Consider the following 26,995-nt stretch of genomic DNA (forward strand, 5'->3'; position numbering starts at 1 on the left):
AATCCATGAATCATAAATTATTGAGGAATATATCTGGCTTATTACTCTCATCATTATTCAGCCAGATATTATTATTACTATCAACACCCGTATTAACAAGACTATTTTCACCGGAAGAATTAGGTATTTACGCTTCATTTTCATCGCTTTTAAGTGTTTTTGCCGTAGGTGCTTGTCTTCGATATGAATTTTCAATAAGTTCATCAGGGAAAAGTCGTGAAATTAACTCATTAGTCACATTATCTTGCATTATTCCAATAACCATTAGCCTAATCGTTATCACTGTTTTTGCAATATCTAATACACCAGAAAAAATAATTATAGGAAACTATATATACTATATCCCGCTAGGTATTATCACTTATGGATTTTATCGAGCAGTGAGTTTCAATAGTATAAGAGAAAAACAATACCATGCACTCTCTATCACTAAAATAACGCAAACCGTTGCCATGATTAGCACCCAAATCATTGGCGGCATTGCCCATTTAGGCGCAAGCAGTCTCATCTTAGGCCAAATATTAGGCCAATCATTAGGTGTTCTATTTTTAAGTAAAAGATCCAAATATCGTTTAATTATCAGCAAACATGAAATTAGAAAAATAAGACTACTGGCTAAGAAATATTATCGATTTCCCGTTTATGATTTTCCTGCGGCTTCAATTAACACATTGAGTAATGAACTGCCCCAATTATTTATCATGTCCACCTATGGGCTAAAATCGGCAGGATTTTATTTAATTGCATCCAGAATATCAGGAGCCCCAATTACACTATTATCCCAAACCGTTTCATCTATATTACAAGGATATTTAAAAGACACGCTTATAACACCTTTCTTAAAGATAAAAAAAACATTTTATTGCCTAACACTGATTGCTATTTTATTTGCTATAGTGACATACTTCACGGGCATACCCATCATAACCTTTATCTTCGGTGAAGAGTGGCGAGAATCAGGTAAATATCTATTATGCTTAATACCACACTTATGCGGGCAAATAATATACTCATCGTTATCGGTATATTTATCCATTTATGAACATCAGAAAAGCAATTTATTTATTCAGACAACATCGATTATATTAAGATTAATCGCCCTCCTTACTGGATATCTATTAGGCGATATTTACCTTACCCTATTATTATTTTCACTCACAAGTTTTGTTCTCTATATGACAAGTACGGCTTATATTTTAAAATTATCTTTCATGCGTCAATAAGGTTAACATGAAGAAAATCATAATAAAAATAATTCCCTATATCATTATCGTGATGATTGTCAGCTATACATTCAATAAATATGCTTATGAGCTAGACGAATTCAATGGCAATGTGAGAAACTTAGTCATGAAAGGGAAATTCACGCAACGCGAATTTAATAGCAATGGCTTTCCTTTATCTCACTCACCTCATATTCCAGAGCCATTCTTATCCCCATTTTATGTTGTTCACTATGGCCTGATATACTCTTCTTTAGGCTTAAATCAAGATAACGCCAATATATTATGGCGAACCGATTCATCCTTACCCGGATGGAATGTACCGCCACCTCAATTCAATCAAAATGAATTAATGACTAATTTTAAATTTTCAGCCGATTGGTTATTTAATAATATAAAATCATTTCATGGTGAAAGTCATTACTTATATGATTTTGATTGGTCATATAAAGGCTACAAAAATAATAAACTCTATGCCCCTTGGTGGTCTGGGCTAACCGATGCCTATGCCATTATTCTCTTATTAAGAGCTTATGACTATTTTAGTGATGATAAATATTTGCTGACGTCGAAATTACTATATCAATCATCACTCGCGCCTATCCATAAAGGCGGAAGTTTAACAACATTAGATAATATGCCCTGGATTGAAGAGTATGTTGATCCTCAAGCCAATTCGGATCAATTAGCTTTTGTATTAAACGGCATGGTCTACTCTACTTATGGTATTGAATCCTTTGAAAATTATCTAAATATAGATGAAAACACCAAAATATCCGATAAATTATATCAATCAATCAGTCATAATATATTTAAGTTCGACATAAAAAATGAATGGTCCAGCTATGATTTAATTGGCAATCCAAGCAACATTAAATATCATAAAATACATACCCTTCTTTTAAAAGATCTGATAGATAGAAATCAAAATTTTAAAAATAAAGAAATAATAGACTTATATAACAACTGGAATAACTCCGCCGCTAATAGCGGGTATTATTACATAAAACATGGCCCTACGAGTTGGGCATACTATCAATTCATCACTATGTATTTCCTGTCTATCTTAGTATTATCATCCATTTACTTTTTTATCAGCAAAAATGCAAAATAATATTAAAATAATCCTGAAAATATTTATCTATCAGGTTATTATCTACCTGAATTCAGTACTTATATTAGATACATTCCATGAGGTAAGAGGCTATAATATTACCCCACAAGGTTACTTAAGTATTTTTTTCTGTTGGATATCATTTTTACCACTCATTTTACTCAACAACCAAAAAAATCCCGTGATGGTTTTTTTATGGTTAATCTATATCACTTACATTATACCGGTATCAATTATATTCCCACTGATTAATTCAGCTTCTGTCTATTCAATCATTTTCGTATGCACAATAAACATATTATTTTTCTCATCTATATTATTCTTTCGGATAATAGATAGAATAACCATGCCAAAACTAAAAATCCCGTGGGATTTATATAAAATACTGATAATAGGATGTGGTATTATTGTACTCTTATTCGTCATGAGTAATCCTGGATTAAGTTTAATACCCCCTAATATATTTAAAGTTTATTCCGTGAGACAGCACTTTAAAGACAACACGCCGCTACTCACTATGTACATCATCACCAATGGGGGATATGTTATCTCACCATTACTATTATTAGCTTCACTCTATATCAGAGGCCCGATTAAATATGTCCTCATTACAATAAGCATTATGATTTCCTATTTAATCTACAGCTCCTCAGGATTAAAAAGCATAGCATTCATGAATCTTGCCGTTATCATTCTATTCTTCTATATAAAAGGAACAAGATCGATAAGTAACTCGGTGATAAATATCATTCTCTATTTATTCCTGACCGCCGGGATATTATATTTTATTTTCGATTTTTATGACCCACTGATACATTGGCTACGCAGAGTATTCTTCACACCAACATTAAATACTTATTACTTTTATGATTATATTTACAACAACAATAGTGAATTTACGACAGAAGCGCCTCAAATAGTTTCTCAAATCTATTATGGCACCTCAGGTTCAGCGAATACTGGCTTTATTGGAGACGGTATCGCCAGATACGGTACACTGGGTTTAATAATAAACTTTTTTATATTTAATATATTAATCTTTGCCATGAACCTGAGCTCAAAAAAGGTTCCATTTGAATTTTCAACGACACTCTATCTACCCTTTGTATACACAATATCAAACTCAGCAATTACAGCACTGCTACTGACCTATGGGCTGCTGGCATTAAGCATATTATTATTTTTATTCCCTACAAAAACTAACAAAATATCCTTATGAAAATTACACACATGACCTCGGTACATTCACGTTTCGACATCCGTATTTTCCTAAAAGAATGTTCTGCCTTACAAAAAGAACATGAGGTCTCGCTTATTGTCGCAGATGGTAAAGATAATGAAATCAAAAATAACATTACTATCATTGATGTCGGTATATTACCCGGCCGATTAAATAGAATCTTTAAAACAACCGATAAAGTTTATAAAAAAGCATTAGAATTAGACGCTGACTTATATCATTTTCATGATCCGGAACTCATCCCTATTGGATTAAAACTGAAAAAGAAAGGTAAAATAGTCATTTTTGATGCCCATGAAGATGTCCCTAAACAAATTTTTAGCAAACCTTATTTAAATAAATTTACCCGAGTGATTATCTCTAAATTATTTACCCTCTACGAAAAGTATTCTGCACCTAAATTTGATGGCATTATTACCGCCACACCATCAATAAGAGACAAATTCTTAAAACTCAATCACAACACCATAGACATTAATAACTATCCCATATTAGGTGAGTTACATAATAAGCATGCCAACTGGCATGAAAAAGAAAAACAAGTCTGCTATGTCGGCGGCATTTCCGACATTAGAGGTATAGCCGAGATGGTTGAATCCCTCTCTCACCTCACGACGAATACAAAAATGAAATTAGCGGGCAATTTTTCTGACACAGATTTAGAGAACAAAATAAAAAACATGAAAAATTGGCACAAAATAGATGCACTGGGATTTTTAAATCGCATAGAAACCAAGGAACTTTTATCTAAATCTATTGCGGGTATCGTTCTATATCACCCACTCCCCAATCATATTGATGCCCAACCCAATAAAATATTCGAATATATGAGTGCCGGCATCCCTGTTATCGCTTCAAATTTCACATTATGGAAAGATATTGTTGTAAAAAACCATTGTGGCATTTGTGTCGATCCATTAAACCCTAAGCAAATAGCTGATGCGATAGATTACTTATCAAATAACCCTGATATAGCAGAAGAAATGGGTAACAATGGTCTCTTGGCAGTCAATGAAAAATACAATTGGGATATTGAACAAAATAAACTAACCAAATTTTATCAACAAATTGGACGTTAATCGATATGAAAAAAATCATCACCGTATTAGGCGCCAGACCACAATTCATTAAAGCAAGCTCTGTTTCTCTTGCCTTAAAAGATAATAAAAAATTTAAAGAAATTATCATTCATACAGGTCAACATTTTGACACTAATATGTCTGATGTATTCTTCAATGACTTAGCCATTCCCAAACCGGATTACACGCTCAATATTCACGGTGGCTCACACGGTGAAATGACAGGTAGAATGCTCATCGAAATTGAAAAAGTACTTATCATAGAAAAACCGGATGCCGTTATGGTATATGGTGATACAAACTCGACTTTAGCGGGCGCATTAGCCGCATCTAAATTACATATTCCCATTATCCATGTTGAAGCCGGTCTGCGTAGTTTTAATATGCAGATGCCCGAAGAGATCAATAGAATATTAACCGATAATGTGAGTTCAATTCTCTTTTGTCCAACAGACACTGCCGTCAATAACCTACAAAAAGAAGGCTTCGGTTCAAAGCCCGTTAATATCAAAAAAGTCGGTGATGTGATGGAAGATGCCGCCTTATATTTTAGCCAAATGGCGAAAAAACCTGATGGGCTGGATGCGATACAGAACTTTATATTAACCACGCTCCATCGTGCTGAAAATACCGACAATCAGGCACGTCTAACTGAAATAGTAAACGCTTTAAATGACATACATGAAAGAATTGCTACTGTTTTTATGCCAATTCACCCAAGAACTAAAAAAATGTTAGCACAATACAACTTACATTTAGATGTTCATTTAATTGAGCCAGTCGGATACTTAGAGATGATCTGGCTACTTAAAAACACCTCCCTGATTATTACCGATAGCGGTGGACTCCAAAAAGAGGCTTTTTTCTTCAAGAAACCTTGTGTGACCGTGAGGGATCAAACTGAATGGGTAGAATTAATTGCAGCGGGCGTAAATAAACTCTCGGAGGCGGAAAATAAAAAAATAACCCAAGCCGTGCATGACATGATTGGAATTAATATGGACTCGATTCAATCCATGTATGGTGGTGGTATCGCTGCGACAAGAATTGCTGACGAACTAGAAAAATTACTATGAATATCGTCTATATAAACCACTATGCCGGCTCACCGGATCTTGGGATGGAATTTCGCCCATATCATTTAGGACAAGAATGGGTTAAATCGGGACATAATATTACCCTACTCGCAGCCTCTTATTCTCATGTACGGACCAAACAACCCAAACTAATAGATAATAAAAAAACCACCGAAAATATTAACGGATTAGAATATATCTGGTATCCAACCCCGAACTACAACGGAAACGGATTATCCAGAGTCAAAAATATTTTCTCTTTTTTACGGCAAATTTGGCTTGATAGCCATAACTTAGTCAAAAAATATCGACCAGATGTTGTTATTGCTTCAAGTACATATCCAATGGATATCTGGGTGGCAAAACGGCTTGCCAAAAAAGCCAATGCAAAATTGGTTTTTGAACTCCATGATTTATGGCCTCTCTCACCCATAGAACTAGGTGGAATGTCACCTAAACATCCATTTATTCAATTATGCCAACTTGCTGAAAACGCGGCTTATAAATATGCGGATATAGTTATTTCCATGCTTCCTAATGTACAAGAACATACGAAAGCACATGGATTAGATCTCAATAAATTACATATTATCCCTAATGGCGTGGTTGTAGAGGATTGGATAAATCAACCTACTCCGTTAAACAGTTCACTCGAAAAACTTATCGTAACTGAAAAAAATAAAGGGCATAAAATTGTATGCTATAGCGGCGCCCACGGCCGCCCAAATGCACTAGAAAAATTACTCAAAACCGCTTCACTTCTTCATGATCAACCGATGACATTCTTATTAGTCGGCACGGGCCTTGAAAAGGATAATTTAATTGAGGAATCTAAATTACTAGGCATAAATAACATTATATTCTTTGATCCGATCCCCAAAACTCAAATCCCAACACTACTCAATAAAATTGACATTGCCTATATAGGATTACAAAAGCAATCATTATTCAGATTTGGCATCAGCCCCAATAAACTTATTGATTACATGATGGCAGGCAAACCTATTTTATGTGCAATTGACGCCGGCAATGATCCCGTCTCTGACGTGAATTGCGGTATTACAATTAAATCAGATAAGCCAGAAGAGATTGCTCAGGCTTTATTAAAACTCAGTGAATTATCCACTGACGAATTAAACCAAATGGGGCAAAAAGGTAAAATTTACGCTTTAGAAAATCACGCTTATTCCGTATTAGCTGACAATTTCATAAAGGCCATAATCAATCATGAATAATAAATTCCTTCCTTTTGCATTACCTGAAATTGGACAATCCGAAATTGATGAAGTCATTGACTCACTTAAAACCGGCTGGATAACCACCGGACCTAAAGCCAAAAGATTTGAACAAGATTTTGCCCAATATTTAGGTTCTGGTGTTGAAGCAATTTCTGTAAATTCAGCAACGGCGGGATTACATTTAGCATTGGAAGCCATTGGTATCCAGCCGGGAGATGAAGTCATTGTCCCTACCTATACCTTTACGGCAACAGCAGAAGTTGTCCGTTATTTAGGAGCTCACCCTGTTTTTGTTGATTCTTTACCTGACAGCCTGAATATTGACCCAATAGCAATAGAAAAAGCCATAACCGCCAAAACTAAAGCAATTATGCCAGTACACTTCGCAGGTTTATCCTGTGATATGGATGCCATCATTGCAATAGCTAAAAAATTTAATCTACGAATAATTGAAGATGCCGCCCATTCATTTCCGACTTTATACAAGGGAAAGAAAATTGGCACGCTAGACACCGATGTCACCGTATTCAGCTTCTACGCGAATAAAACCATGACGACAGCAGAAGGAGGCATGTTAGTCTCCAGAGATCCAGATATCATAAAAAGAACAAAAATAATGCGTCTCCACGGCATTAGCAAAGACGCTTTTGATAGATATCAATCTAAAATACCCGCCTGGTATTATGAAGTTATTGAACCGGGCTATAAATATAACATGCCAGATATTTGTGCATCCATCGGTATCCATCAATTACAGAAAATAGACGCTTTTCAAAAGAAAAGAGAGGAGATGGCTAAACTCTATGATAATGAATTAAAAGATCTGCCGATTATCTTACCGACTAAACCTAAAGAGCCTAATAGCCAACACGCCTGGCATCTATATACCATTAGATTAAATGATGAAGTCAAAATATCCAGAGATGACTTTATCATAAAAATGGCAGAAAAAAATATAGGCTGCTCTGTCCACTTTATCCCACTGCATAAACAACCCATCTGGAAAAACACCTACTCTCTTGATGAAAACAACTTCCCAGTCGCAGAAGAAAATTTTAAAAGAATTGTATCTATCCCTTTATATACAAAAATGACAAAAGAAGACCAAATCTACGTTATCAACACAATTAAAGAGATCTTGGCATAAATGATGACATATTATTTAGCTATAAAAAGGCTTTTTGATTTTACCTCTTCTCTCATTGGGCTCATTCTATTATTCCCTATTTTAATAACGATTGCTATCTGGATAAAAATGGATTCGAAAGGACCTATTTTTTTCCGACAAAAACGGGTAGGCCAATATAATCACGATTTCTATATTCACAAATTTAGGAGCATGACCACAGGATCAGAGCAAAAAGGACAACTCACTATTGGTAATGATCTCCGTATTACCAACTCTGGAAAATTTATCCGCAAATATAAAATTGATGAATTAGCTCAACTGATTGATGTTGTTCGAGGCAAAATGAGCTTAGTCGGGCCAAGACCTGAAGTACCACAATTTATGGACAAATATCCAGATGATATCAGAAACAAAATATTATCGGTAAAACCCGGCATAACAGATTTGGCTTCTATAGAAATGATCGATGAAAACCAGATATTAAGCCAATATAAAGATCCTCATCAAGCTTATATCGATATTATTATGCCGATAAAAGCCAAGTACTATTTAGAATATATTGATAAACAGTCATTTTTCTATGACCTGAAGATTATTTTCAAAACAATCTACAAAGTAGTTTTTAGGTAATTAACCATTATGAACAAGAGAATATTTTTCAACCAAGATAGATTAATTAAAACCATCGTTCTTCTGATTGTAGATATATTTATTATCATTATTTCATACTGGCTAAGCATGTGGCTACGTCTTGATAGAGAAGTGCCAATTTTCAGCTTACAACATTGGTTAACGATTATATTCACCATACCTTTCACACTATTTATTTTCCTAAGAATTGGCTTTTACAGATCGATATTAAAATATGTCAACATGAGTATATTGAAATGGGCCATTTTTGGTTCATTTCTATCTACTCTACTATTGACTGCAATTTCCTTATACCAACAAGCATTTTTACCCAGAACCGTACCAATTATCTACTTCTCTTTTCTGGTTATCTCACTCTGCGGTACAAGATTTGTCTATAGAACACTACGTAATTTATTAAAATATAAAGGCACGCCTGTTATCATATACGGAGCAGGAGAATCTGGCCGGCAACTCTTACCCATATTAAGAGAGCACAGAGAATTCAACCCTATTGCTTTTGTTGATGATAACATTAAATTACACAATTTATCTATTCATGGGGTTTATGTCTTTTCTCCAGAGAGAATAACACTGTTAGTTGAAAAATATAATATAAAGAAAATATTATTAGCCATACCCAGTGCATCTATATCTGATAGAAAAAAAATACTTGAGAAACTACAAAAAGAGCATTGTGAAATCCTCACCATCCCAAGCTTCAATGATCTGGTTGAAGGAAAAGCGCAAATAAACTCACTGAAACGCGTTTCCATTAACGATCTACTTGGAAGAGAACAGGTTAACCCATTACAAAATTTACTCAGTAAAAACATCAAAAACAAAAATGTGCTTATTACTGGCGCCGGAGGTTCAATTGGCTCAGAATTATGCAGGCAAATCATTACTCAATCCCCTTCGCAACTGGTCTTATTTGAATTAACCGAATATTGCCTTTATTCAATAGAAAAAGAGTTACAAAAGATAAACTCAGATAAAGATTTTAATATAACGATTACTGCAATTCTAGGTGACATAAAAGATTCAGACAAAATAAACAGAATAATCAATAAATTTAACATTAATACCATATACCACGCGGCGGCATATAAACATGTTCCACTGGTAGAAATGAATACCATAGAGGGCATTAATAACAATATTTTTGGTACCCTCTCACTCGCTAAAGCAGCAGTTAATCAAAAAGTTGAAAAATTTGTATTAATCTCTACCGACAAAGCCGTCCGCCCGACAAATACCATGGGGGCAACAAAAAGATTTGCTGAGCTTATACTACAAGCTTTCGCTAAAGAGAACAGTTACACAAAATTCTCAATGGTTCGCTTTGGCAACGTCCTTGGCTCATCCGGTTCCGTTGTCCCCCTGTTCGAGAAACAGATAAAAAGTGGTGGACCGATAACCCTCACTCACAAAGACATTACCCGTTACTTCATGACGATTCCAGAAGCCGCCCAATTAGTCATCCAGGCAGGAGCACTGGGCAATAATGGCGATGTTTTTGTTCTGGATATGGGAGAATCAGTAAAAATTTATGATCTCGCCCGAAAAATGATCCACCTTTCCGGCCTGACCGTGAAAGATGAAACCAATCCTCATGGTGATATCGAAATCAAAATTACCGGATTAAGACCTGGTGAAAAACTTTACGAAGAACTCCTAATTGGTGATAACGTTTCTGGCACCAATCACCCAAGAATAATGACTGCCAATGAAGTTTTTCTGACTTGGGATAAATTAAACCCATTATTAAATGACTTAAAAACATCTTGTGAAAATTACGATTTTGAACATATTAGGCAGATCCTTATCAATGCGCCTATTGATTTTCATCCTAAGGATTATATTTACGATCTTTTAAAATAATATCTATAAATACATTCATGTCATGAAGCTGGCTGAAAATCATATTACCGACATTAGCCTTCTGGACAAATAATAATCCTATGAAATTTTTAACACTCGAGCAATTAAAAATCAAATAATTCGAAAATTAAAATAACAAGCCAACAAAAACCTCATTATTAGATATACCCTATACATTATACTTCCTTCATTTCTTCCTTCAACAAAGGAGAATGATTAAACATCTGGAAATTATGAAGCTAGCCTTTTAATATGAGCCTATAAATTTATGAAAAAGTACCCAAATAGCTATGTTCACAAGCCGTAAAGTAACAGCTAACGCTTATGGATTATCCTCTGGTGTTTTCTGGGGGCTAAGCGGCGTACTTTTCGCATTATTATTAAAAAACACTACTCTTTCCTCTTACTTTTTCATTCCCATCATACTCGCTTTCCTGAATGATACGATCTCATGCGGATATATGTTTATATATCTTATAGTTAAAGGAAAATACCGAGCGATACGCCTTATCCCCAAAAACAAGAAAAATGGCATAATTGTACTGGCGGCTATATTTGGTGGCCCAATGGGCATGTCTTGTTATATCTTAGCTATTCAATACATTGGCATTAGCTACACAGCCACTATTTCAGCAACCTACCCGGCTATTGGCGCGCTCATTTCTTTTTTTCTACTTAAAGATCGCATTCACCTTATCGGCATATTGGGACTAATACTGGCCGTTATATGTACCATGATACTCGGCTATTCGGCATCAACTCAAACAATATCTGGCTGGATAGGCTTTCTCTTCGCTTTTATATGCGCACTAGGCTGGAGTTCCGAAGTTGTTATCAGCTCTTACGGCATGAACAAAGATATACCTGCTGATATTGCTTATTTCATCAGGCAATTATCATCCTCAGTGGGCTATTTAATCATGATCATATTATTCATTCACTCTTTTCCTGGAATTACACATATTTTTTCAAATATAGAATTATACTCCTTATTATTTTTCACCTCTCTGGTCGCCACACTATCGTACCTCTTCTACTACAAAGCAATCTGCATGCTTCAACCCATCCGTGCGATGAGTTTAAACATCACCTATGCTATCTGGGCGGTAATTTTTGCTTGTTTGCTGGTAGATGAACCCATCTCTATAAAACTATTATTCCTATGCGTAGGCGTCTCTGCCGGTTCATTCCTAACTGCCGTAAATCCACTTAATATCAAAAAATTGATTCTGACACTTAAATGAATGCGATTCTATTCACAGCAAGTTTAGGTTCGTTTTAATGTTATAACTAAAGAAAACCACTAAAACTCTGCTGACCATCAATAATATATTGCCAAATACCCCCGAACCTACACTGACCACTCTTCCTCACTAATCACCATGCTAAATAAGCATGATGCCACAATTAAACTTTACTATTGGATACGGATATCACGGAAATACTGCCACATCCCGAAGCGAATGGAATAGCAGTAAACCTGTTGAAAAACAAGGCATATAGTACGTTGTTGGTAAAATCTAACCGCCATTCCATGAGCAGTAATACAGATTTCAGCTAACTGTATTCTACCAATTAGTTAAACAAGTGGTTTGTTAAGCTTGACCCAGATAAGTTTACAGTCTAATCTCACCCCAACTAGTTACAAAATCTTATCCCCCATTACTTTTTGTTAAGACAGACAAAAGTATTGGAAAATCAGTGCAGTAGATAAGATTTCCGAATATTACAGGCGCTCTGGGAGCCAAAAACCTAGTGCGGTAGCTTTGCTTAATGACTTTTAACATGTTGGTTTAGATTTTTCATTGCCATATGCAAATTATAAAAATTTTTATATGTTAAGCAAAAATCATTAAACAACTTCACTTAGTGATTTTCGTAAAATTAACCCATATTCAAAAGCAATATATTATTTGGTCAAATTAATCTGAAAGGCTTCTCTTAGCCAGTGACTCCGGCACTAAGGTTATATCCTATAACAATGGGTATATCTTCTAAAACACCTTTTTCCTATAGTAGGACAAACCAATCATCTATTACCAGTACTGATGCTAACAGGGATAAAAGATATTCTTATTATTACAATTCCTTGAAGATCAAGTAAACTTCAAAGACCTTTTGAACGACGGAAATAGCTTAGGAATAAAGATTTAGTTACGCAACTCAGGATAAACCTGAAGGACTGGCCCAAGCATTCATTATCGGTGAAGGTTTCATTGGTGATAACTCAATCTGTTTAGTTTTAGGAGATAATATCTTCTGGGGACAAGCTTTCTCACTAAGACTACAAAAAGCATCTTCCCAAAAAATTGGAGCTACCACCTTCGGTTATCAAGTAAAAGATCCAGAGCGCTTTGGTATCGTTGAATTCAATAACCAAATGAAAGCAATTCCTATTGAAGAAAAACCTAAAAAACCCAAATCTGATTATGCTGTTACCGGTCTTTATTTCTATGACAACCGAGTCGTTGATTTTGCAAAAAGAGTAAAAACCATCAGATCGTGGAGAATTAGAAATAACATCAATTAACCAGATGTATCTTAATGATAATTGGGATTCCAAGCGAGTAGACCCGCTGGTCACCCGAAATCCCATATTCTACTGTTATTCTTTAACTAAACAGCAAATATGTTGACTAACGAACTAAGAACCTATCCCAAAAGGAATTATCAGTATGTACAACTGACGGTGTTGTATGGCAAACAGCAAGTGGCTAATTAGTGATGAACTCTGGGAAAAGGTGGTTCCGCTTATCTCCGAATATAAAACTAACCACCCTTTGGATGCGCACCGTAAGCGCGTTGATAATCGGGCTGCCATGAATGCCATTTTCTTTGCGATCAGAAACGGTTGCCAGTGGAATTGCCCTGAGTGCGACAGCAATTTTGTTCGTCAAGTTCTGCACACCGCCGTCTTCAGAAGTGGCGTAATGCTGGTGTTTTTGAGCACTTCTGGCAGAACGGCTTGCTTGCGAGCATCTGGATGGTATCGACTGCTCATGGTTATCAATGGATGACTATCTAATCAAATCCCCGTTATAGGGACAAAAAACAGGCCGTATCCCCACAGACAGAGAGGACAAAGAGTAAAACGCAACTTAATGACTGATGAAAGAGGCTTTCCCCTTCCACTCGTTGTCACAGCGGCAAATACCCATGATATAAAATTGGTTGCCGATACCCTTGACGCCCTTCAAGCGGGTAGACTAGGCAGAAGACTCAGACTCTGCCTAGGTAAAGGCAATGAAACCAAATGGTTAAAAAGCTACCAGCAAAGTCAGCGCTACGAACTTCACACAGTCGCGTAAGGAAGAGTCAAGTGCCAGCAAATAGAGCACGGATTTCAAAGCGCACCGTTGGATACGAGTACTTCTCCCTTGGGAAAAGAAAATCGAAAATTATGAAGCTATGCTGCATTTTGCCTGTGGAATCATTGTTTGGAATAAAATCCTATTGGAATAGGCTCTACCATGAGGTAAAGGTATCGGAAGGTAGAAAAGTGAATCCAAGGCCCCATAAAAGAGACAACAATGCTGATAAATTATGTTTTCCAGTAGTTAAAAAATTAAAGCAGTTGCATAAAAGATTTTTCTCAACAGTATGATATTTACCATTAATGTAAAGAACACCTAAATATCATTCATATGTTTGCCTACTGAAATGAATGTGTATTTTTATAATTGTACGATTTTTGTACCTTTCCATGGGCTGATAGTTCTGTTTCATGGTTGTTAGGTCCTTGTTAGGCATTTCCATGCCGAGCAATGGGGGAACTGCTGTTACAATTATCAATACCAGCACTCCTTACAATATGTACATTCACACTTTGGTATCTAGAGCCAAGGGTGATAGCGTGCCTACTTGTGTTAAGCCAGTGGATGATAATTCTCACTGGCTATTGAGGAATAGTATGAGGATTGTATATTTCGTCAATGCAGCCTGGTATTTTGAGTTGCATTGGCTGGATAGGTCAGAAGCAGTCATCAAGCAGGGCTATGAAGTTCATCTAATTAGTTGTTTTTCTGACGAAAAAATAAAAAAAAATCTTGAAGATAAAGGTATTATTTGTTGGGATGTGAAATTAAATCGTTTTTCAAAAAATATTTTGAAAAATATTTCAATATTAAAATCATTTAGAAAAATTTGTAAGCAAATACATCCAGATATTATCCACCTTATTACTATCAAGCCTATTATTTTTGGTGGATTATATACACGTTTTTCCGGTATTCCCTTCGTTGTCAGTTTTGTTGGGCTCGGACGACTTTTCGGTGACAAGAAAGGAATTATTGGTAATTTTATTTATCAATCCGTGCTATTTATTTATCGTCTTCTGCTCTCCTATAATAGTCCAGCCCACGTAATTTTTGAACATAATGCGGATTATAACGAGCTCAGCAAATATATTAAATTCAATAAGAAAAATGTTCATGTTATTGAAGGTGCTGGTGTTGATCGATTGCGCTTCAGTTATCAACCAGAACCGAATGACGGTAACTTTTCAATATTATTCGCAAGTCGTTTACTGTGGTCAAAAGGACTTGGCTTAGTTGTTGAAGCGATAGAAAAATTAAAACAACAAAACATAAAGAACATTACGTTGAATGTTGCCGGTATTCTTGATGATTCAGATCCGGACAGAATTAAAATCGAACAAATTTTGGAATGGGAAGAACAAGGTAAAATAGTTTGGTTAGGAAGAAGAAATGACGTGCAGGAGTTAATAAAAAACTGTCATATCGTCATTTTACCTACAATATATTCCGAAGGTGTTCCGAGAATAATAATTGAAGCTTGTGCTATGGGACGAAGCTGTATTGTTGGCAATGTCGCAGGCTGTAAGGCCATTATAATCGACAATTTTAATGGCTGCGTACTGCAGGACCATAGTGCTACTAAAATTGCAGAAAAGATAAAATATCTTCAAACGAATAGTCGCATCAGAAAAGAATTTGGCTTCCGTTCTACAGATATTGTAGAGAAAAGATTCAGCAAAGAAATAGTCATTGATAAAACATTGCAAGTTTATAACAGTTTGCTTGGAAAAATAAAATGGTAAAAATAATGATAGGAACATTAATAAACATTTTTAAAACACTTGTACAAAAGCATGATCTTATATGGCAAATGTCAAAAAGAGACATTATGGGTCGTTACAAGGGTTCGTTCCTTGGCCTTGCATGGTCGTTATTTAACCCAATCTTAATGCTGACTGTTTATACATTTGTATTTTCTATCATTTTTAAATCCCGCTGGGGAAATAGTCCTGACTCAGGTCATACAGATTTTGCGATAGTTCTATTTACAGGTTTGATCGTTTTTAATCTTTTTTCTGAATGCATAAATAGAGCACCATGCTTAATCACATCGAATGTAAATTTCGTGAAAAAAGTTGTATTCCCTATTGAAATTTTACCTGTAGTGAATCTATTAGCTGCTTTATTTCACGCTTTCATCAGTTTAATAGTCTTATTTATTGCCATATTGGTATTTAAGCACCAACTACACTTCACCGTGCTGTTATTGCCAATTATAACAATCCCTTTAATGCTTTCAATATTAGGGTTAAGTTGGATACTGGCTTCGTTAGGTGTGTTTATTCGTGATGTACCTCAGACAATCAGCATCTTAGTGACAATATTAATGTTTTTATCTCCCGTTTTTTATCCGATATCAGCGCTGCCTGCTCTCTTCCAAAAGATTGTTATGCTGAACCCTTTAGCATTTATGATTGAAGAAGCCAGGAAAGTCGTTTACTGGGGAACTGAACCAAACTGGACCATGCTTGCAATCAACATAGTTGTCGGCTTAGTAGTATGTATCGCTGGATTTGCATTTTTCCAGAAAACGAAAAAGGGATTTGCAGATGTCATCTAACAATATTGCCATTAGCGTAAATAACATTAGTAAATGCTATAATATCTACTCAAACCCCAGAGATAGGCTCAAGCAGTTCTTTCTGCCTAAGTTTCAGCGTATATCTGAAAAACCTGTTTATCGTTACTATAACGAGTTTTGGGCGCTTAATGATATTAATTTCACAATAAATAAAGGCGAATCCGCTGGTATCATTGGACGTAATGGCTCAGGAAAAAGTACCCTACTTCAATTAATCACTGGAACTCTTACTCCAACAACGGGGGCGATTCAAACACAGGGTAGGATTGCCGCATTGTTAGAACTGGGTTCGGGTTTTAATCCCGAGTTCACAGGAAGAGAAAACATTTATCTCAATGGCGCAGTATTAGGACTATCTCGCTCAGAAGTTGATGATAAATTTGATGCTATTGCCGGTTTCGCTGATATAGGTGTTCATCTTGACCAACCAGTTAAAACCTATTCAAGCGGTATGATGGTTCGTCTCGCCTTTGCTGTGCAAGTACAACTCGAACCGGACATTCTGATCGTTGATGAAGCCCTAGCTGTGGGTGATGCTCTCTTCCAAAAACGATGCTTCCAACAGATTGAAAAATTAACCAGTAATGGTGTGACACTTCTTTTCGTCTCTCATGATCAAGAATCTGTCAGGACATTAACAAATAAGGCTATTCTTCTTGATCGTGGACAACAGCTAAGCACAGGGCTTTCTTCCGAAGTATTACTTGAGTATCGTCGTTTACTGCATCAAGAAGAGAGTAAATATTTCTCAAAATTAGCCCAAGAAGTTGCTGAACACGCTGATGCTACCAGGGCTGAAAATCTGGAACCAAAAAGTACGACATCATCGGCTACGACATCCCAAACCGAAGAAGTGACTGAAGCAGAACCATCACAATCTCGTACTGATAAGCTTTCTTTTGGTGAAGGTGAGGCGGAGGTTGAGAGTGTTGAATTATTCAATGCCTCAGGTGAACGCAGTAATGCATTTAATCCCGGCGACAAAATAAAAATTCGGGTGAATTGTAAAATAAACAAAAATATAAACCACATCAATGTTGGGATCCGTATCCGTAATAAAGAAGGTGTGAAAATTTATTCTTGGGGTACATTGAATCAAGACATGTTTATACGCTTTCATCAGCTAAACCGTCCCCAATTTTGGGAGCGTGAATTTAAAGCCGGAGAACGTTTTTTTGTTGATATGGAGTTTGACTGTTCTTTGGGAACAAATTTGTATGAGATCCAAGCTGCAGTTTCCTATGAAGGAACACCAAACTATTTTTCCCAACGAATCCTACATTGGCGTGATGAAGTGGCCTTCTTCCATGTAAATGTATTACGTGATGAATACTTTTTTGGCGGAATATTAGACCTCAAAATGAAAGCAGAATGGTGAGTTAATGAGAGATATTTCTATAACTTATTATCTCGGGCCTGGTGTATATCTTCTGTACAATTACTCTCAGCAATCAGGATTCCGGATTGCTGAGAAAGGATATAAGGTATATCACTGTGATGATTTTTCGATACTCGATCAGCTTCTGTCTGAGAATAAGTTTGATTATCTTTTAATTAATGATGACATAAATAAGTTCGATGAATACCATCAGATTTTAAATTTAGTAACTCAGTCATCCATAAAAAAAATAGCCATTGATACGATGGTAACAAGTGAACAGAGTCATCATTATTTTGAATTAATTAAACTAGCATATTCGTTGAATTACCAAAAAGATACTGCATTTTATTCCATAAATAATGATTTTGATGATTCATTTAATGTCGATTGGCACCTTCAAATTTTACTAAAGAAACATGATGGCTCACTGAAAAACCAGGTTAATCATGAGGGACAAATCAGTACTATCACACTGAAAAAAATAACCAAAATCCTTGAGTATGTGCGCCCAGGGGATCGAATTCTTGTTATTTCTGAGTCAAACAATGGAATTGATAAAATTCTACTAGAAGAGACAAAAGCATCCAAAGTTGATGCTTTTTCGTTAATGAATGTAAAGCATTCCGCAGGAGCAATAAATGGATACCATTTTATTGTTGTTGATGATTACGAAGACAAGAATATATCTGATATAAATTCTCTGCTTGTTCATTATCTATTACCTGCCGGGCGATGTGTATTCTTTAATACGAACATGGTAGTTCTTAATTCGCTAAATTTGCTCAATTTTCAGCTAGAGGTTTACTACTACTATGAGCATAACTACCTAAGAAGCCATACGTACCATGGGGAGCAAATTCTTTGTGAGCCAGAGTTATGTGTTTTGATGAGAAATCCGTTAGAACAAACGGTTTTTTCCTATGAAGAAAGTATCTATGGCTACGCATCCCCTCCTCAAAATCTTTTGGCATTTGCCAGAGATTACAATAATCCATGGTTGATTCGTGGGCTTGTCGAATTTCCATTTAGAAATCGCTCTGCTTATCACCTAAAAAACTACAGCTTACAAATAATCAACCATTATGATCCAGTTAGCCCCGACTATGCCGCGGCATTGGCTGTATTAGGATACCAACTTCTCAATAGTGGTAATGATTACGACGATGTGCTAAATAAGATATTATTATTTTGCTCAACCATTGCCAATTTACCTGAACGAACACCTCACCAGAATAGATGGTATATATCCCTGTCAACATTAGCTGGTCTCATTTATAATAAAAACAATGAAAAAACAAAAGCACTAGTTCACTTTTCCAGAGCTTCAAATGTCAGTTTCACAGAATTCAGCCCTTCTATCGGAACAAAAACATTACAAAGCCTGTATTTTCAAACCATAATATTTATTTCCTTGAATAAAATTAATTATGCCGAGATGACTGTCGTGAAAGGCATAAAAAGAGGAATCGAGTTACTTTACCAAAGACCGGATGAGTTAATTGGAAAAATTTCGCATCCATTCAATTTTGTTATGTATATATACCATGACATTATTGACTGGATAATTAAACTCATCAACGTCAGAAATTCTCTCTCTTCAAAAAAATTCAGCATTGCCAATCATGATAATAATAATACGTGGTCATCTTTATTGCATGAGAGAATGAATGCTATTAATAGTATGTCGAAAATGATCGGCGAACGAGATGAGGTCATTTATGCTCAAAAAGATTTAATTGACCAACTCAATAATAAAATTAACCATCAAAGTCAACTAATTAGTGAACGAGATACTAGAATTAATGATTTTTTAGAAATTAATGTAAAAAAAGACCAGATCATTGCAGAGAAAGACGCTCTGATCCAAGAACTTTCTAATCTTAATAAAAATAATGATCAATACCTAAGCATACTCGCAACAAAGCTCGAAAGAGCAGAATCTGTTTTGCGTAAAATAAATGATATTCCACTTATTGGAATTTTTCTACGCAAACTAAACATAAAATAAATAGCAAACTTAAAGGTTACAATGGCTAATATTGCATGGTTTATTCCTCAACTCATTGAAGGCTCCGGCGGTCACCGTACTATGTTACAGCATGCGGCTCATCTTGAAAAAATGGGGCATAACTGTACTATTTATCTTGAAGATAAAAGTGAGAAGGTAAGCGGTAGTGAAGTAATAAATAAACTTTTCGGTTTACAGTTCACAAATGTAATATATGACTGGAATAATGCTCAACCTTGTGACGCAGCAGTAGCCACAATCTGGTATTCAGCATCCTTTGTAGCAGCACTTCCTTTTGACTGTAAGCGTTTTTATTTCGTTCAAGATTTTGAAGCATACTTCAATCCTGTCGGAGATGCTTTTTTAATGGCCGAAAACTCGTATTGTTATGGATTAACGCCAATAACAATTGGCCGATGGTTACGTCATAAATTGAAGAATGATTTCTCTGTCGAGAGCTATCACTTTGAATTTGGTGCAAATACTAACATTTATAAACATATGCCTACAATTAAGAAAGAAAAAGCAGTTTGCTTTATTTACCAACCCGATAAACCAAGGCGTTGTTCACGAATTGGTATTGAAGCATTGGGGATAGTTAAACACTGCATGCCTGATGTAAAAATTTATCTATATGGTTCATCTATTAAAGATAACTTATGGTTCGAACATGAACATCTAGGGCTATTAGACCTGAATAAATGCAATGAATTGTATAACAAATGTTCAGCTGGCCTTTGCATCAGCTCTTCCAATCCTTCTCGCATTCCATTCGAGATGATGAATGCTGGCCTTCCTGTAATTGAAGTATGGCGCGAAAACAATCTTTATGACTTCAGTGAAGACGCAATGCTTTTATGCAAACAAACACCGGAAAGCATTGCCGCAGGGGTCATGAAAGTTCTAAATGACCAAGAATTATCAGATAAAATGAGTAAGGCGGGTCAGGCATTTATGAATGGCCGCTCCCTGGAAGCTGAAACAGAGGGATTTTATGCAGCATTTAATGCCGTAATGAATGAACAAATACCTCCTGCGGAAATCATTGCCCGCTCATACCTTAGCCCAGCGTTTGAAGCACCAATTATAAGATCTGATATAGCAAATAAATTGACATTTTCACATCAAAGCCTACTTAAAAGAATCGCCTTGCGCTTACCTCTGTTTATTCGTACTCTACTGCAAGCAATTTATTTTAAATTGAAGAAATAATTCACGATGAACAATTTTAAACTCAAAACCGTTGATGTATGGGATACAATCCTACGCCGCAAATGCCATCCTGATTTTATCAAGCGTTCAACGGCATATTATTTCTATATAAAATACTATAGACTCCACGAAGTTGATTCTATTGAGTCTTTATTTGATAAGCGTATACAAACAGAACATGCCATTGGCTTGAAAAATAAAGAACTAGGCTTTGATGATGAGTATCTCATCCAGGATGTTCTGCTTCAGTGGGTAGAGAGTTTTATCTCCCCATCTTTATATAACACTATTGTAATTTCTCATGAATTATACGAATGGGAAATTGAGCAAGAGAAAAAATCCATCTATCTTGACCCTGGAATCAAAGAGTTTTTAAACGGATACCCTGCTGAGACGACTTTATTTTTTTCCGATTTTTATACCTCAGCGGATGATCTCAAAAAGCTAATTCTCAGCGTAGGTATTGACTCTTCCGTTATTTCCGATGGAATATCATCAGTCGATGTTAAACTTAATAAGCGCAGTGGGAAGCTTTTTGATTTCGTACTGCAGAAATACCACATCGCTCCTACTGACTGGGTTCATGTTGGCGATAATGAGTGGTCAGACCTAAAAATGCCTACTTCTAAAGGTATAAATGCCGTTCGTTATCTTCCTACTGAAGAACATCGACAGAGAGAGTTCAAAGAGTCTCTCTGGCACAACACAGATACACTAATTGATACAGTTATTGACATTGCTATAAATAAATCATCAAAAAAGTCAATTGTTCATAACGATTTCCTGTTGGGTATAAAAAACACTCCACTTATTGCTGGCTTTTGCCTTAAAATTTTAGAGCAGGCTATTCATTCACAGAGTGAGAAAATATTTTTCTTCACTCGAGAAGGCGAGTTCTTTATTAAAGCGTTTAATATATTCATTGAACATTTAAAGCTAAATATACCAGATATCAAACTACCTGAAGTCGATATTCTAGAAGTTAGCCGTCTGGCAACTTTCTCACCCTCCCTCCAAGAGGTAAGCCTTAAAGAAATGATGCGAATCTGGAATTTATATAGTACGCAATCCATTGCCGCATTATTTAAAACTTTGAATGTTGACATTAATGAGTTCCTATCTTTCATTAAAAAATACGGGATTACCGATGATGAACAAATCGAGTATCCATGGCAGGATAGTCGCATCCAACAGCTTTTCGATGACACTGCATTTAAAGAAGAGCTATGGCAGCATGTTCTTTACCAACGAGACCTTTTGAAGCGTTACTTTAAGACGAAAGGTATCAACGATGATACCCCAAAAAATGTCTGCGTAGTTGATGTTGGTTGGCGCGGTACAATTCACGATAACATTGCATTGTTGTTCCCAAATATTCATTTTACTGGTATCTATCTGGGATTACAGAAATTCCTTAACGAGCAACCGCAAAATACTTCGAAAGTAGCATTTGGGCCAGATTTGAATCAGAAAATTGAATATCCTCATTTTCTTGATTCTATAGTACCAATTGAGATGATAACCAACTCCCCTTCCGGCAGCGTAACAGGATATGAAGAACAAGATGGAAAAATGATTGCCATCCGCAATGTTAACAGCGATGAAAATGACGCATGGCATAACTTTACCAAAACCTTTCAGGAAGGAGTTCTGTGCGGAATGGAATCATTTTCATCTGCAATATTAAGCTATGGTCTTACTCACCATAATCTTCGTAACTACGCGCTGAAGGTCTGGGACATTCTTATTAGCGGCAGTAATAAGTCACTTACAGTCGCATTTAATAACTTGAATCATAATGAAACTTTTGGCGCTGGTGGTTATATAAAGAAAAGCCATGTACCATCACTACGTGAGATATTCAGTTCCTTATGGAATCCAAGTCACAGGAAAAATCTGATTAGTTTTATAAAGGCTAACCAATGGAGCGACGGTATCCGTAATCGTGACAATCTTTCATGGTTGCATAAACAAGTCTTAGCTCTAACTATCGATCTTGCAGTGTTGTATAAGAGAAAATTTTATCGCTAACATTCATTTTTCATATCAAAACCCCATTCCTATAAATAACTCGAATTCCGTTTAAGCCTTCACTGGGAAATCTTCTTCTGAGTAGAAAACTTTCAGTGATGGCTTCTTCCATTTAAGGTAGTAAGCAATCAAACCGCCTAAGACGTTCAACATAAATCCTTTTATACTTCGGTGGCGCGAATGTTCTATTTGAGAAATTGTTTTTAATTGTTTCGATGATAAAATGCTTTAATAACATTATCTTATCCTACTCAGCTTGCATACACGCTTTCATGTTTCGGCGCTTTTTCGTGATGAAAGTGACACTGGTTTTGGCTAAATCGTCAGCGAGCTCCTGACTGAGATACTCCTTGTCGGCGTAAAGAGTCCCCGTTAATTCTGTTGTTAATTCGCGAACAAGTTCCCGATCATCCACATTACCGGTGGTAACTTTAAGCGCCAGAATTTCGCCCTGATGGTTAACAACCAAATGTAATTTGAAACCGTAAAACCACCCCATTGAGGTTTTTCCTCGTTTTACTATCCCCTCAAAACCCTTATGACGGGGAATACGGATGTTATGACAAACACGCAAACTAGTGGAATCAATAAAAGCAATTCCTGTGGGTTTCCCTTTTAATTGAGTCAGATAACTGCATAGTGGTGCGACACTGACAAAACAGGTATAACTGAGTAGGGTGGGAAAATCGTTGTGGTGATATTTCCAAAGGCATTCCAAATAGAAGGCTTTAAAATGACGATAATGTGACAGGTGAAAGGAGATCAAAATGGTCATGATTTCACTGGGATACATGTGACCTTGTCGGCGGCGCAGGCGGTATCCGTTATTGAGGCAAAACTGCTCCCATTGCGGGATGAAAAAACGGCAAAAATCGTCGACATCACAGAAAATTTCAACTAAGTTGTTCATAGCCTGTTCCTCCCCAGAGCTGTTTTCGGCGTTCACAAAAATATTGCTCCTGGAACAGGCTTCACGTCAATTTCTTATCCAGAATTCAAGTTTATTAAATTATGAAACTATTGAGTAGAGAATCGAGATTATTTATTAAATTTACCTTAATAACAATATCATTTTTATTTATAAATCCCTACCTATTTAGGAAGATCTTATTTGTTCTTACCCGGCCCGGTCCAATTATAGAAACAATGTTAACGGTGGCAATTATTATTATAATAAATCTATTTTTTATAATAGGGATATATTTAACATCTTTATATAAAAATAAATTTAAGATACTAACTATAGTTATCCTTATAATATTATCTATCGCTTACACTTCATATTACAAGGCATCAGGAACTATGATGTCTTACTTCGATTTTTATTCATTATCATCTTCAATATCTATGCTTAAAGAAGCATTCATTACCTATAGAGATGTGATAACCTCATCTTTTATATTACATATCCCCCTAATTATATCCCTATTTATATTTCCAAACCAAAAAATAGGACTAAAGGCAGCTGCTTTAGGAATATCAACAATATTAATTTCAATATTATTGATATCTGGAATTATATTTTATAAAAAAACAGGGCAAGGTGCTGAAGGCATGCCACCATCTGCAATTATTCCAGCTTATTATATAGACTTATATTTAGATAAAAATCTAGATCACAATATATATAATAGGCATTTATTATTAAAACACATACCTAAAGATAAATTTAAAAACATAATATTAATTATTGATGAATCAATAAGATATGACTTTATAGATATAAACAATAATACAGGAACCACTCCATACTTATTTAAAATCCATAAATTACTTAACCTTGGTAAAGCTTCTTCCTATGCCAATTGTAGCCAATACACTAATATTTTAATTAGAAAAATGTCAAGATATAAACATGAAGTCTTTGACATAAAATCAAATGTATATATTTGGGATGTAATGAATAAAGCAGGATACAAAAATATATTAATTGACGCACAATTAGATGGCAATGGCCATAATTTCTTCACCTCAAAAGAATTAGAAAATGGTAAAGTTAATGTAATCAAGTCATCATTTAAGAAAGACGATATAGAAATTGCAAAACTAGCAAACGAAATCATTAAAAATAAAGAAAAAAATTTCATATTAATTATAAAAAAAGGTGCCCATTTTCCTTATCTAAATGATGGAATAAAAAAAATATTTTTACCAAATATGAATAGCAGTAATATTAAATTTGAATCTAAAGAAAACATAATAAATTCATATAAGAATCTAGTTTTCCATAATACAAATTTGTTTTTTGAGTCATTAAACAAAAATAAAAAAGATACTATCTTCATATATACATCCGATCATGGTCAAGATTTTGAGAAACTAAATGAAAAAATGACACACTGTACAACTACTAATCCGATGAAAACAGAAGGAGAAGTGCCATTATTTATTTTTGGCCAGTACAAAGAAGATGACTTTAGCCCTATGATTAAACAAATATTACACAGGGGAAAAAATAGTCATTATGATATTCCATTCTTCTTAATGGATTTTGCTGGATATAGTGACGATGACATAATAAGTTTAATGGGTTCTCCTGTATCTGTAGACTCTTTTGTTTATGGAAATGTCTATGGATTTTTTGGTGGTGCACCAGAAAGGAAAAGCATCTCTCAATAAGTCTTCTAGAATCCCCTTGATTTTTACTGAGTCTACACTCTCGTTTCTGATTATGTGCTATTAATTTATTTTTATATTGCTGGTTTTCAATTACACCGGATTCAATCTGGAATGATAAAAAGCAACATTAGACTGGTCTTAATTAGCATAAATTCAAAAAACGAATAAACTAATATAAGTACAAAGGATATTCAAATGCCAATCCTAATCACCGGCGGAGCCGGCTACATCGGCTCACACACAGTATTAGCGCTTCTAGAAAAAGGAGCTGATGTTGTTGTTATCGATAATCTTTGCAATTCATCACCAGAATCTCTTCACCGAGTTGAAAAACTCACAGGCAAATCAGTGAAGTTCTATCAAGGCGATGTACTTGATCTAAATTTACTTAATACAGTTTTCCAAGAAAACAAAATAGACACTGTAATTCATTTTGCCGGATTAAAAGCGGTTGGTGAATCTACCAGAAAGCCTCTTGAATATTATCAGAACAATGTTACTGGCACCCTAGTTCTATTGCAGGCTATGCGTGCCAACGATGTGTATCAATTGATTTTCAGTTCATCCGCAACGGTTTATGGTGATCCTGAATTTGTACCGCTTACTGAAAATGCCAAAGTAGGCAGCACCACTAACCCTTATGGCACATCAAAACTGATGGTTGAGCAAATTCTAAAAGATTTTGCCGCAGCCGAGCCAAATTTCAAAATCACCAGCCTGAGATATTTCAATCCTGTTGGTGCACACCCATCAGGTATAATTGGTGAAGACCCTAACGGTATTCCCAATAATCTGTTGCCTTATATCACTCAAGTTGCTATTGGTCGTCTGGAATGTTTATCAGTTTATGGCAACGATTATCCAACCAAAGACGGTACCGGTGTTCGTGATTATATTCACGTAATGGATTTGGCTGAAGGCCATATTGCCGCCATTGATTATCTGGATAAACAACAATCTTATGAAGTTTTCAATTTAGGAACAGGCGCTGGTTATTCTGTATTTGATTTACTTCATGCTTTTGAAAAGGCAGCAGGTAAAGAGATTCCACATAAAATCACAAATAGACGCCCTGGAGATATTGCTGAGTGTTGGTCTGATCCGTCCAAAGCTCTCAATATCCTTGGCTGGCAAGCGACACGCAATATTGACGCTATGATGCGTGATAGTTGGAATTGGCAGAAAAATAATCCTCATGGTTTTCGTTCAGAGAAAGAATACTAAAAGCCTTTT

The 26,995-nt window shown here is 35.6% G+C and carries 18 protein-coding genes and 3 pseudogenes; 20 read left to right on the forward strand and 1 reads right to left on the reverse strand.

Annotated features, from left to right (window positions below; all coding sequences use genetic code 11):
* From LGZ98_RS08265 to LGZ98_RS08350, 18 genes and pseudogenes are all read left to right on the forward strand, one after another.
* On the forward strand, positions 1 to 1,223 hold a 1,223-nt coding region (locus tag LGZ98_RS08265; RefSeq protein WP_262977947.1), incomplete at its 5' end, for a lipopolysaccharide biosynthesis protein.
* Between the two features lie 7 nt (positions 1,224 to 1,230).
* Positions 1,231 to 2,337: a D-glucuronyl C5-epimerase family protein gene (locus tag LGZ98_RS08270; RefSeq protein WP_262977948.1), complete on the forward strand. Its 1,107-nt coding sequence runs from the start codon at positions 1,231 to 1,233 to the stop codon at positions 2,335 to 2,337.
* A gap of 346 nt (positions 2,338 to 2,683) precedes the next feature.
* Positions 2,684 to 3,556, forward strand: coding sequence for a hypothetical protein (locus LGZ98_RS08275; RefSeq protein ID WP_262977949.1), 873 nt, complete (start codon positions 2,684 to 2,686; stop codon positions 3,554 to 3,556).
* 11 nt (positions 3,557 to 3,567) lie between these two features.
* On the forward strand, positions 3,568 to 4,656 hold the full coding sequence (locus LGZ98_RS08280) for a glycosyltransferase (protein ID WP_262977950.1): 1,089 nt from the start codon (positions 3,568 to 3,570) through the stop codon (positions 4,654 to 4,656).
* 5 nt (positions 4,657 to 4,661) lie between these two features.
* Complete coding sequence (gene wecB, locus LGZ98_RS08285) at positions 4,662 to 5,732, forward strand: non-hydrolyzing UDP-N-acetylglucosamine 2-epimerase (RefSeq protein ID WP_262977951.1); 1,071 nt, start codon at positions 4,662 to 4,664, stop codon at positions 5,730 to 5,732.
* A complete protein-coding gene (locus LGZ98_RS08290; protein ID WP_113043035.1) occupies positions 5,729 to 6,967 on the forward strand; it encodes a glycosyltransferase family 4 protein in 1,239 nt (412 codons plus the stop codon). Before wecB ends, LGZ98_RS08290 begins: the two co-directional genes overlap by 4 nt.
* Positions 6,960 to 8,117: a DegT/DnrJ/EryC1/StrS family aminotransferase gene (locus LGZ98_RS08295; protein ID WP_113043038.1), complete on the forward strand. Its 1,158-nt coding sequence runs from the start codon at positions 6,960 to 6,962 to the stop codon at positions 8,115 to 8,117. The genes LGZ98_RS08290 and LGZ98_RS08295 overlap by 8 nt, the downstream gene beginning before the upstream one ends.
* A complete protein-coding gene (locus LGZ98_RS08300; protein ID WP_113043040.1) occupies positions 8,118 to 8,729 on the forward strand; it encodes a sugar transferase in 612 nt (203 codons plus the stop codon). It begins immediately after the preceding gene.
* A gap of 9 nt (positions 8,730 to 8,738) precedes the next feature.
* Positions 8,739 to 10,613 carry a polysaccharide biosynthesis protein gene (locus LGZ98_RS08305; protein ID WP_228902729.1) on the forward strand — a complete coding sequence of 625 codons (1,875 nt, stop codon included), beginning with the start codon at positions 8,739 to 8,741 and terminating at the stop codon, positions 10,611 to 10,613.
* 290 nt (positions 10,614 to 10,903) lie between these two features.
* Entirely contained in the window at positions 10,904 to 11,857 is a 954-nt protein-coding gene (locus LGZ98_RS08310; RefSeq protein WP_262977952.1) for a DMT family transporter, read from the forward strand.
* A gap of 691 nt (positions 11,858 to 12,548) precedes the next feature.
* Positions 12,549 to 13,162 (forward strand): annotated as a pseudogene (locus LGZ98_RS08315) (sugar phosphate nucleotidyltransferase); the annotation flags it as partial.
* 147 nt (positions 13,163 to 13,309) lie between these two features.
* A pseudogene (locus LGZ98_RS08320) lies at positions 13,310 to 14,075 on the forward strand (IS5 family transposase).
* Between the two features lie 292 nt (positions 14,076 to 14,367).
* Positions 14,368 to 15,672 (forward strand): glycosyltransferase family 4 protein, encoded by a 1,305-nt coding sequence (locus tag LGZ98_RS08325; RefSeq protein ID WP_262977953.1) that lies wholly within the window; start codon positions 14,368 to 14,370, stop codon positions 15,670 to 15,672.
* Positions 15,666 to 16,490: an ABC transporter permease gene (locus LGZ98_RS08330; RefSeq protein ID WP_262977954.1), complete on the forward strand. Its 825-nt coding sequence runs from the start codon at positions 15,666 to 15,668 to the stop codon at positions 16,488 to 16,490. The genes LGZ98_RS08325 and LGZ98_RS08330 overlap by 7 nt, the downstream gene beginning before the upstream one ends.
* The gene (locus LGZ98_RS08335) at positions 16,480 to 17,889 is read left to right on the forward strand and encodes an ABC transporter ATP-binding protein (protein WP_262977955.1); all 1,410 of its coding nucleotides are present in this window, start codon (positions 16,480 to 16,482) and stop codon (positions 17,887 to 17,889) included. The genes LGZ98_RS08330 and LGZ98_RS08335 overlap by 11 nt, the downstream gene beginning before the upstream one ends.
* Before the next feature lie 4 nt (positions 17,890 to 17,893).
* A complete protein-coding gene (locus LGZ98_RS08340) occupies positions 17,894 to 19,900 on the forward strand; it encodes a hypothetical protein (RefSeq protein ID WP_262977956.1) in 2,007 nt (668 codons plus the stop codon).
* A 21-nt stretch (positions 19,901 to 19,921) separates the two neighbouring features.
* Positions 19,922 to 21,112 carry a rhamnosyltransferase WsaF family glycosyltransferase gene (locus LGZ98_RS08345; protein WP_262977957.1) on the forward strand — a complete coding sequence of 397 codons (1,191 nt, stop codon included), beginning with the start codon at positions 19,922 to 19,924 and terminating at the stop codon, positions 21,110 to 21,112.
* 6 nt (positions 21,113 to 21,118) lie between these two features.
* The gene (locus LGZ98_RS08350) at positions 21,119 to 23,143 is read left to right on the forward strand and encodes a hypothetical protein (protein ID WP_262977958.1); all 2,025 of its coding nucleotides are present in this window, start codon (positions 21,119 to 21,121) and stop codon (positions 23,141 to 23,143) included.
* A 51-nt stretch (positions 23,144 to 23,194) separates the two neighbouring features.
* Here the strand turns inward: LGZ98_RS08350 and LGZ98_RS08355 are convergent.
* Positions 23,195 to 24,053, reverse strand: a pseudogene (locus LGZ98_RS08355) (IS982 family transposase).
* A gap of 395 nt (positions 24,054 to 24,448) precedes the next feature.
* On the opposite strand from LGZ98_RS08355, the gene LGZ98_RS08360 reads away from it, so the two are divergent.
* Both LGZ98_RS08360 and galE read left to right on the forward strand, forming a co-directional pair.
* Positions 24,449 to 25,762, forward strand: a complete 1,314-nt coding sequence (locus LGZ98_RS08360) for a sulfatase-like hydrolase/transferase (protein ID WP_262977959.1) — start codon at positions 24,449 to 24,451, stop codon at positions 25,760 to 25,762.
* A gap of 195 nt (positions 25,763 to 25,957) precedes the next feature.
* Complete coding sequence (gene galE, locus LGZ98_RS08365; RefSeq protein WP_262977960.1) at positions 25,958 to 26,986, forward strand: UDP-glucose 4-epimerase GalE; 1,029 nt, start codon at positions 25,958 to 25,960, stop codon at positions 26,984 to 26,986.
* Positions 26,987 to 26,995 lie beyond the last annotated feature (9 nt).

The sequence above is a fragment of the Photorhabdus kayaii genome (genome assembly GCF_025384895.1).
Taxonomy (GTDB): domain Bacteria; phylum Pseudomonadota; class Gammaproteobacteria; order Enterobacterales; family Enterobacteriaceae; genus Photorhabdus; species Photorhabdus kayaii.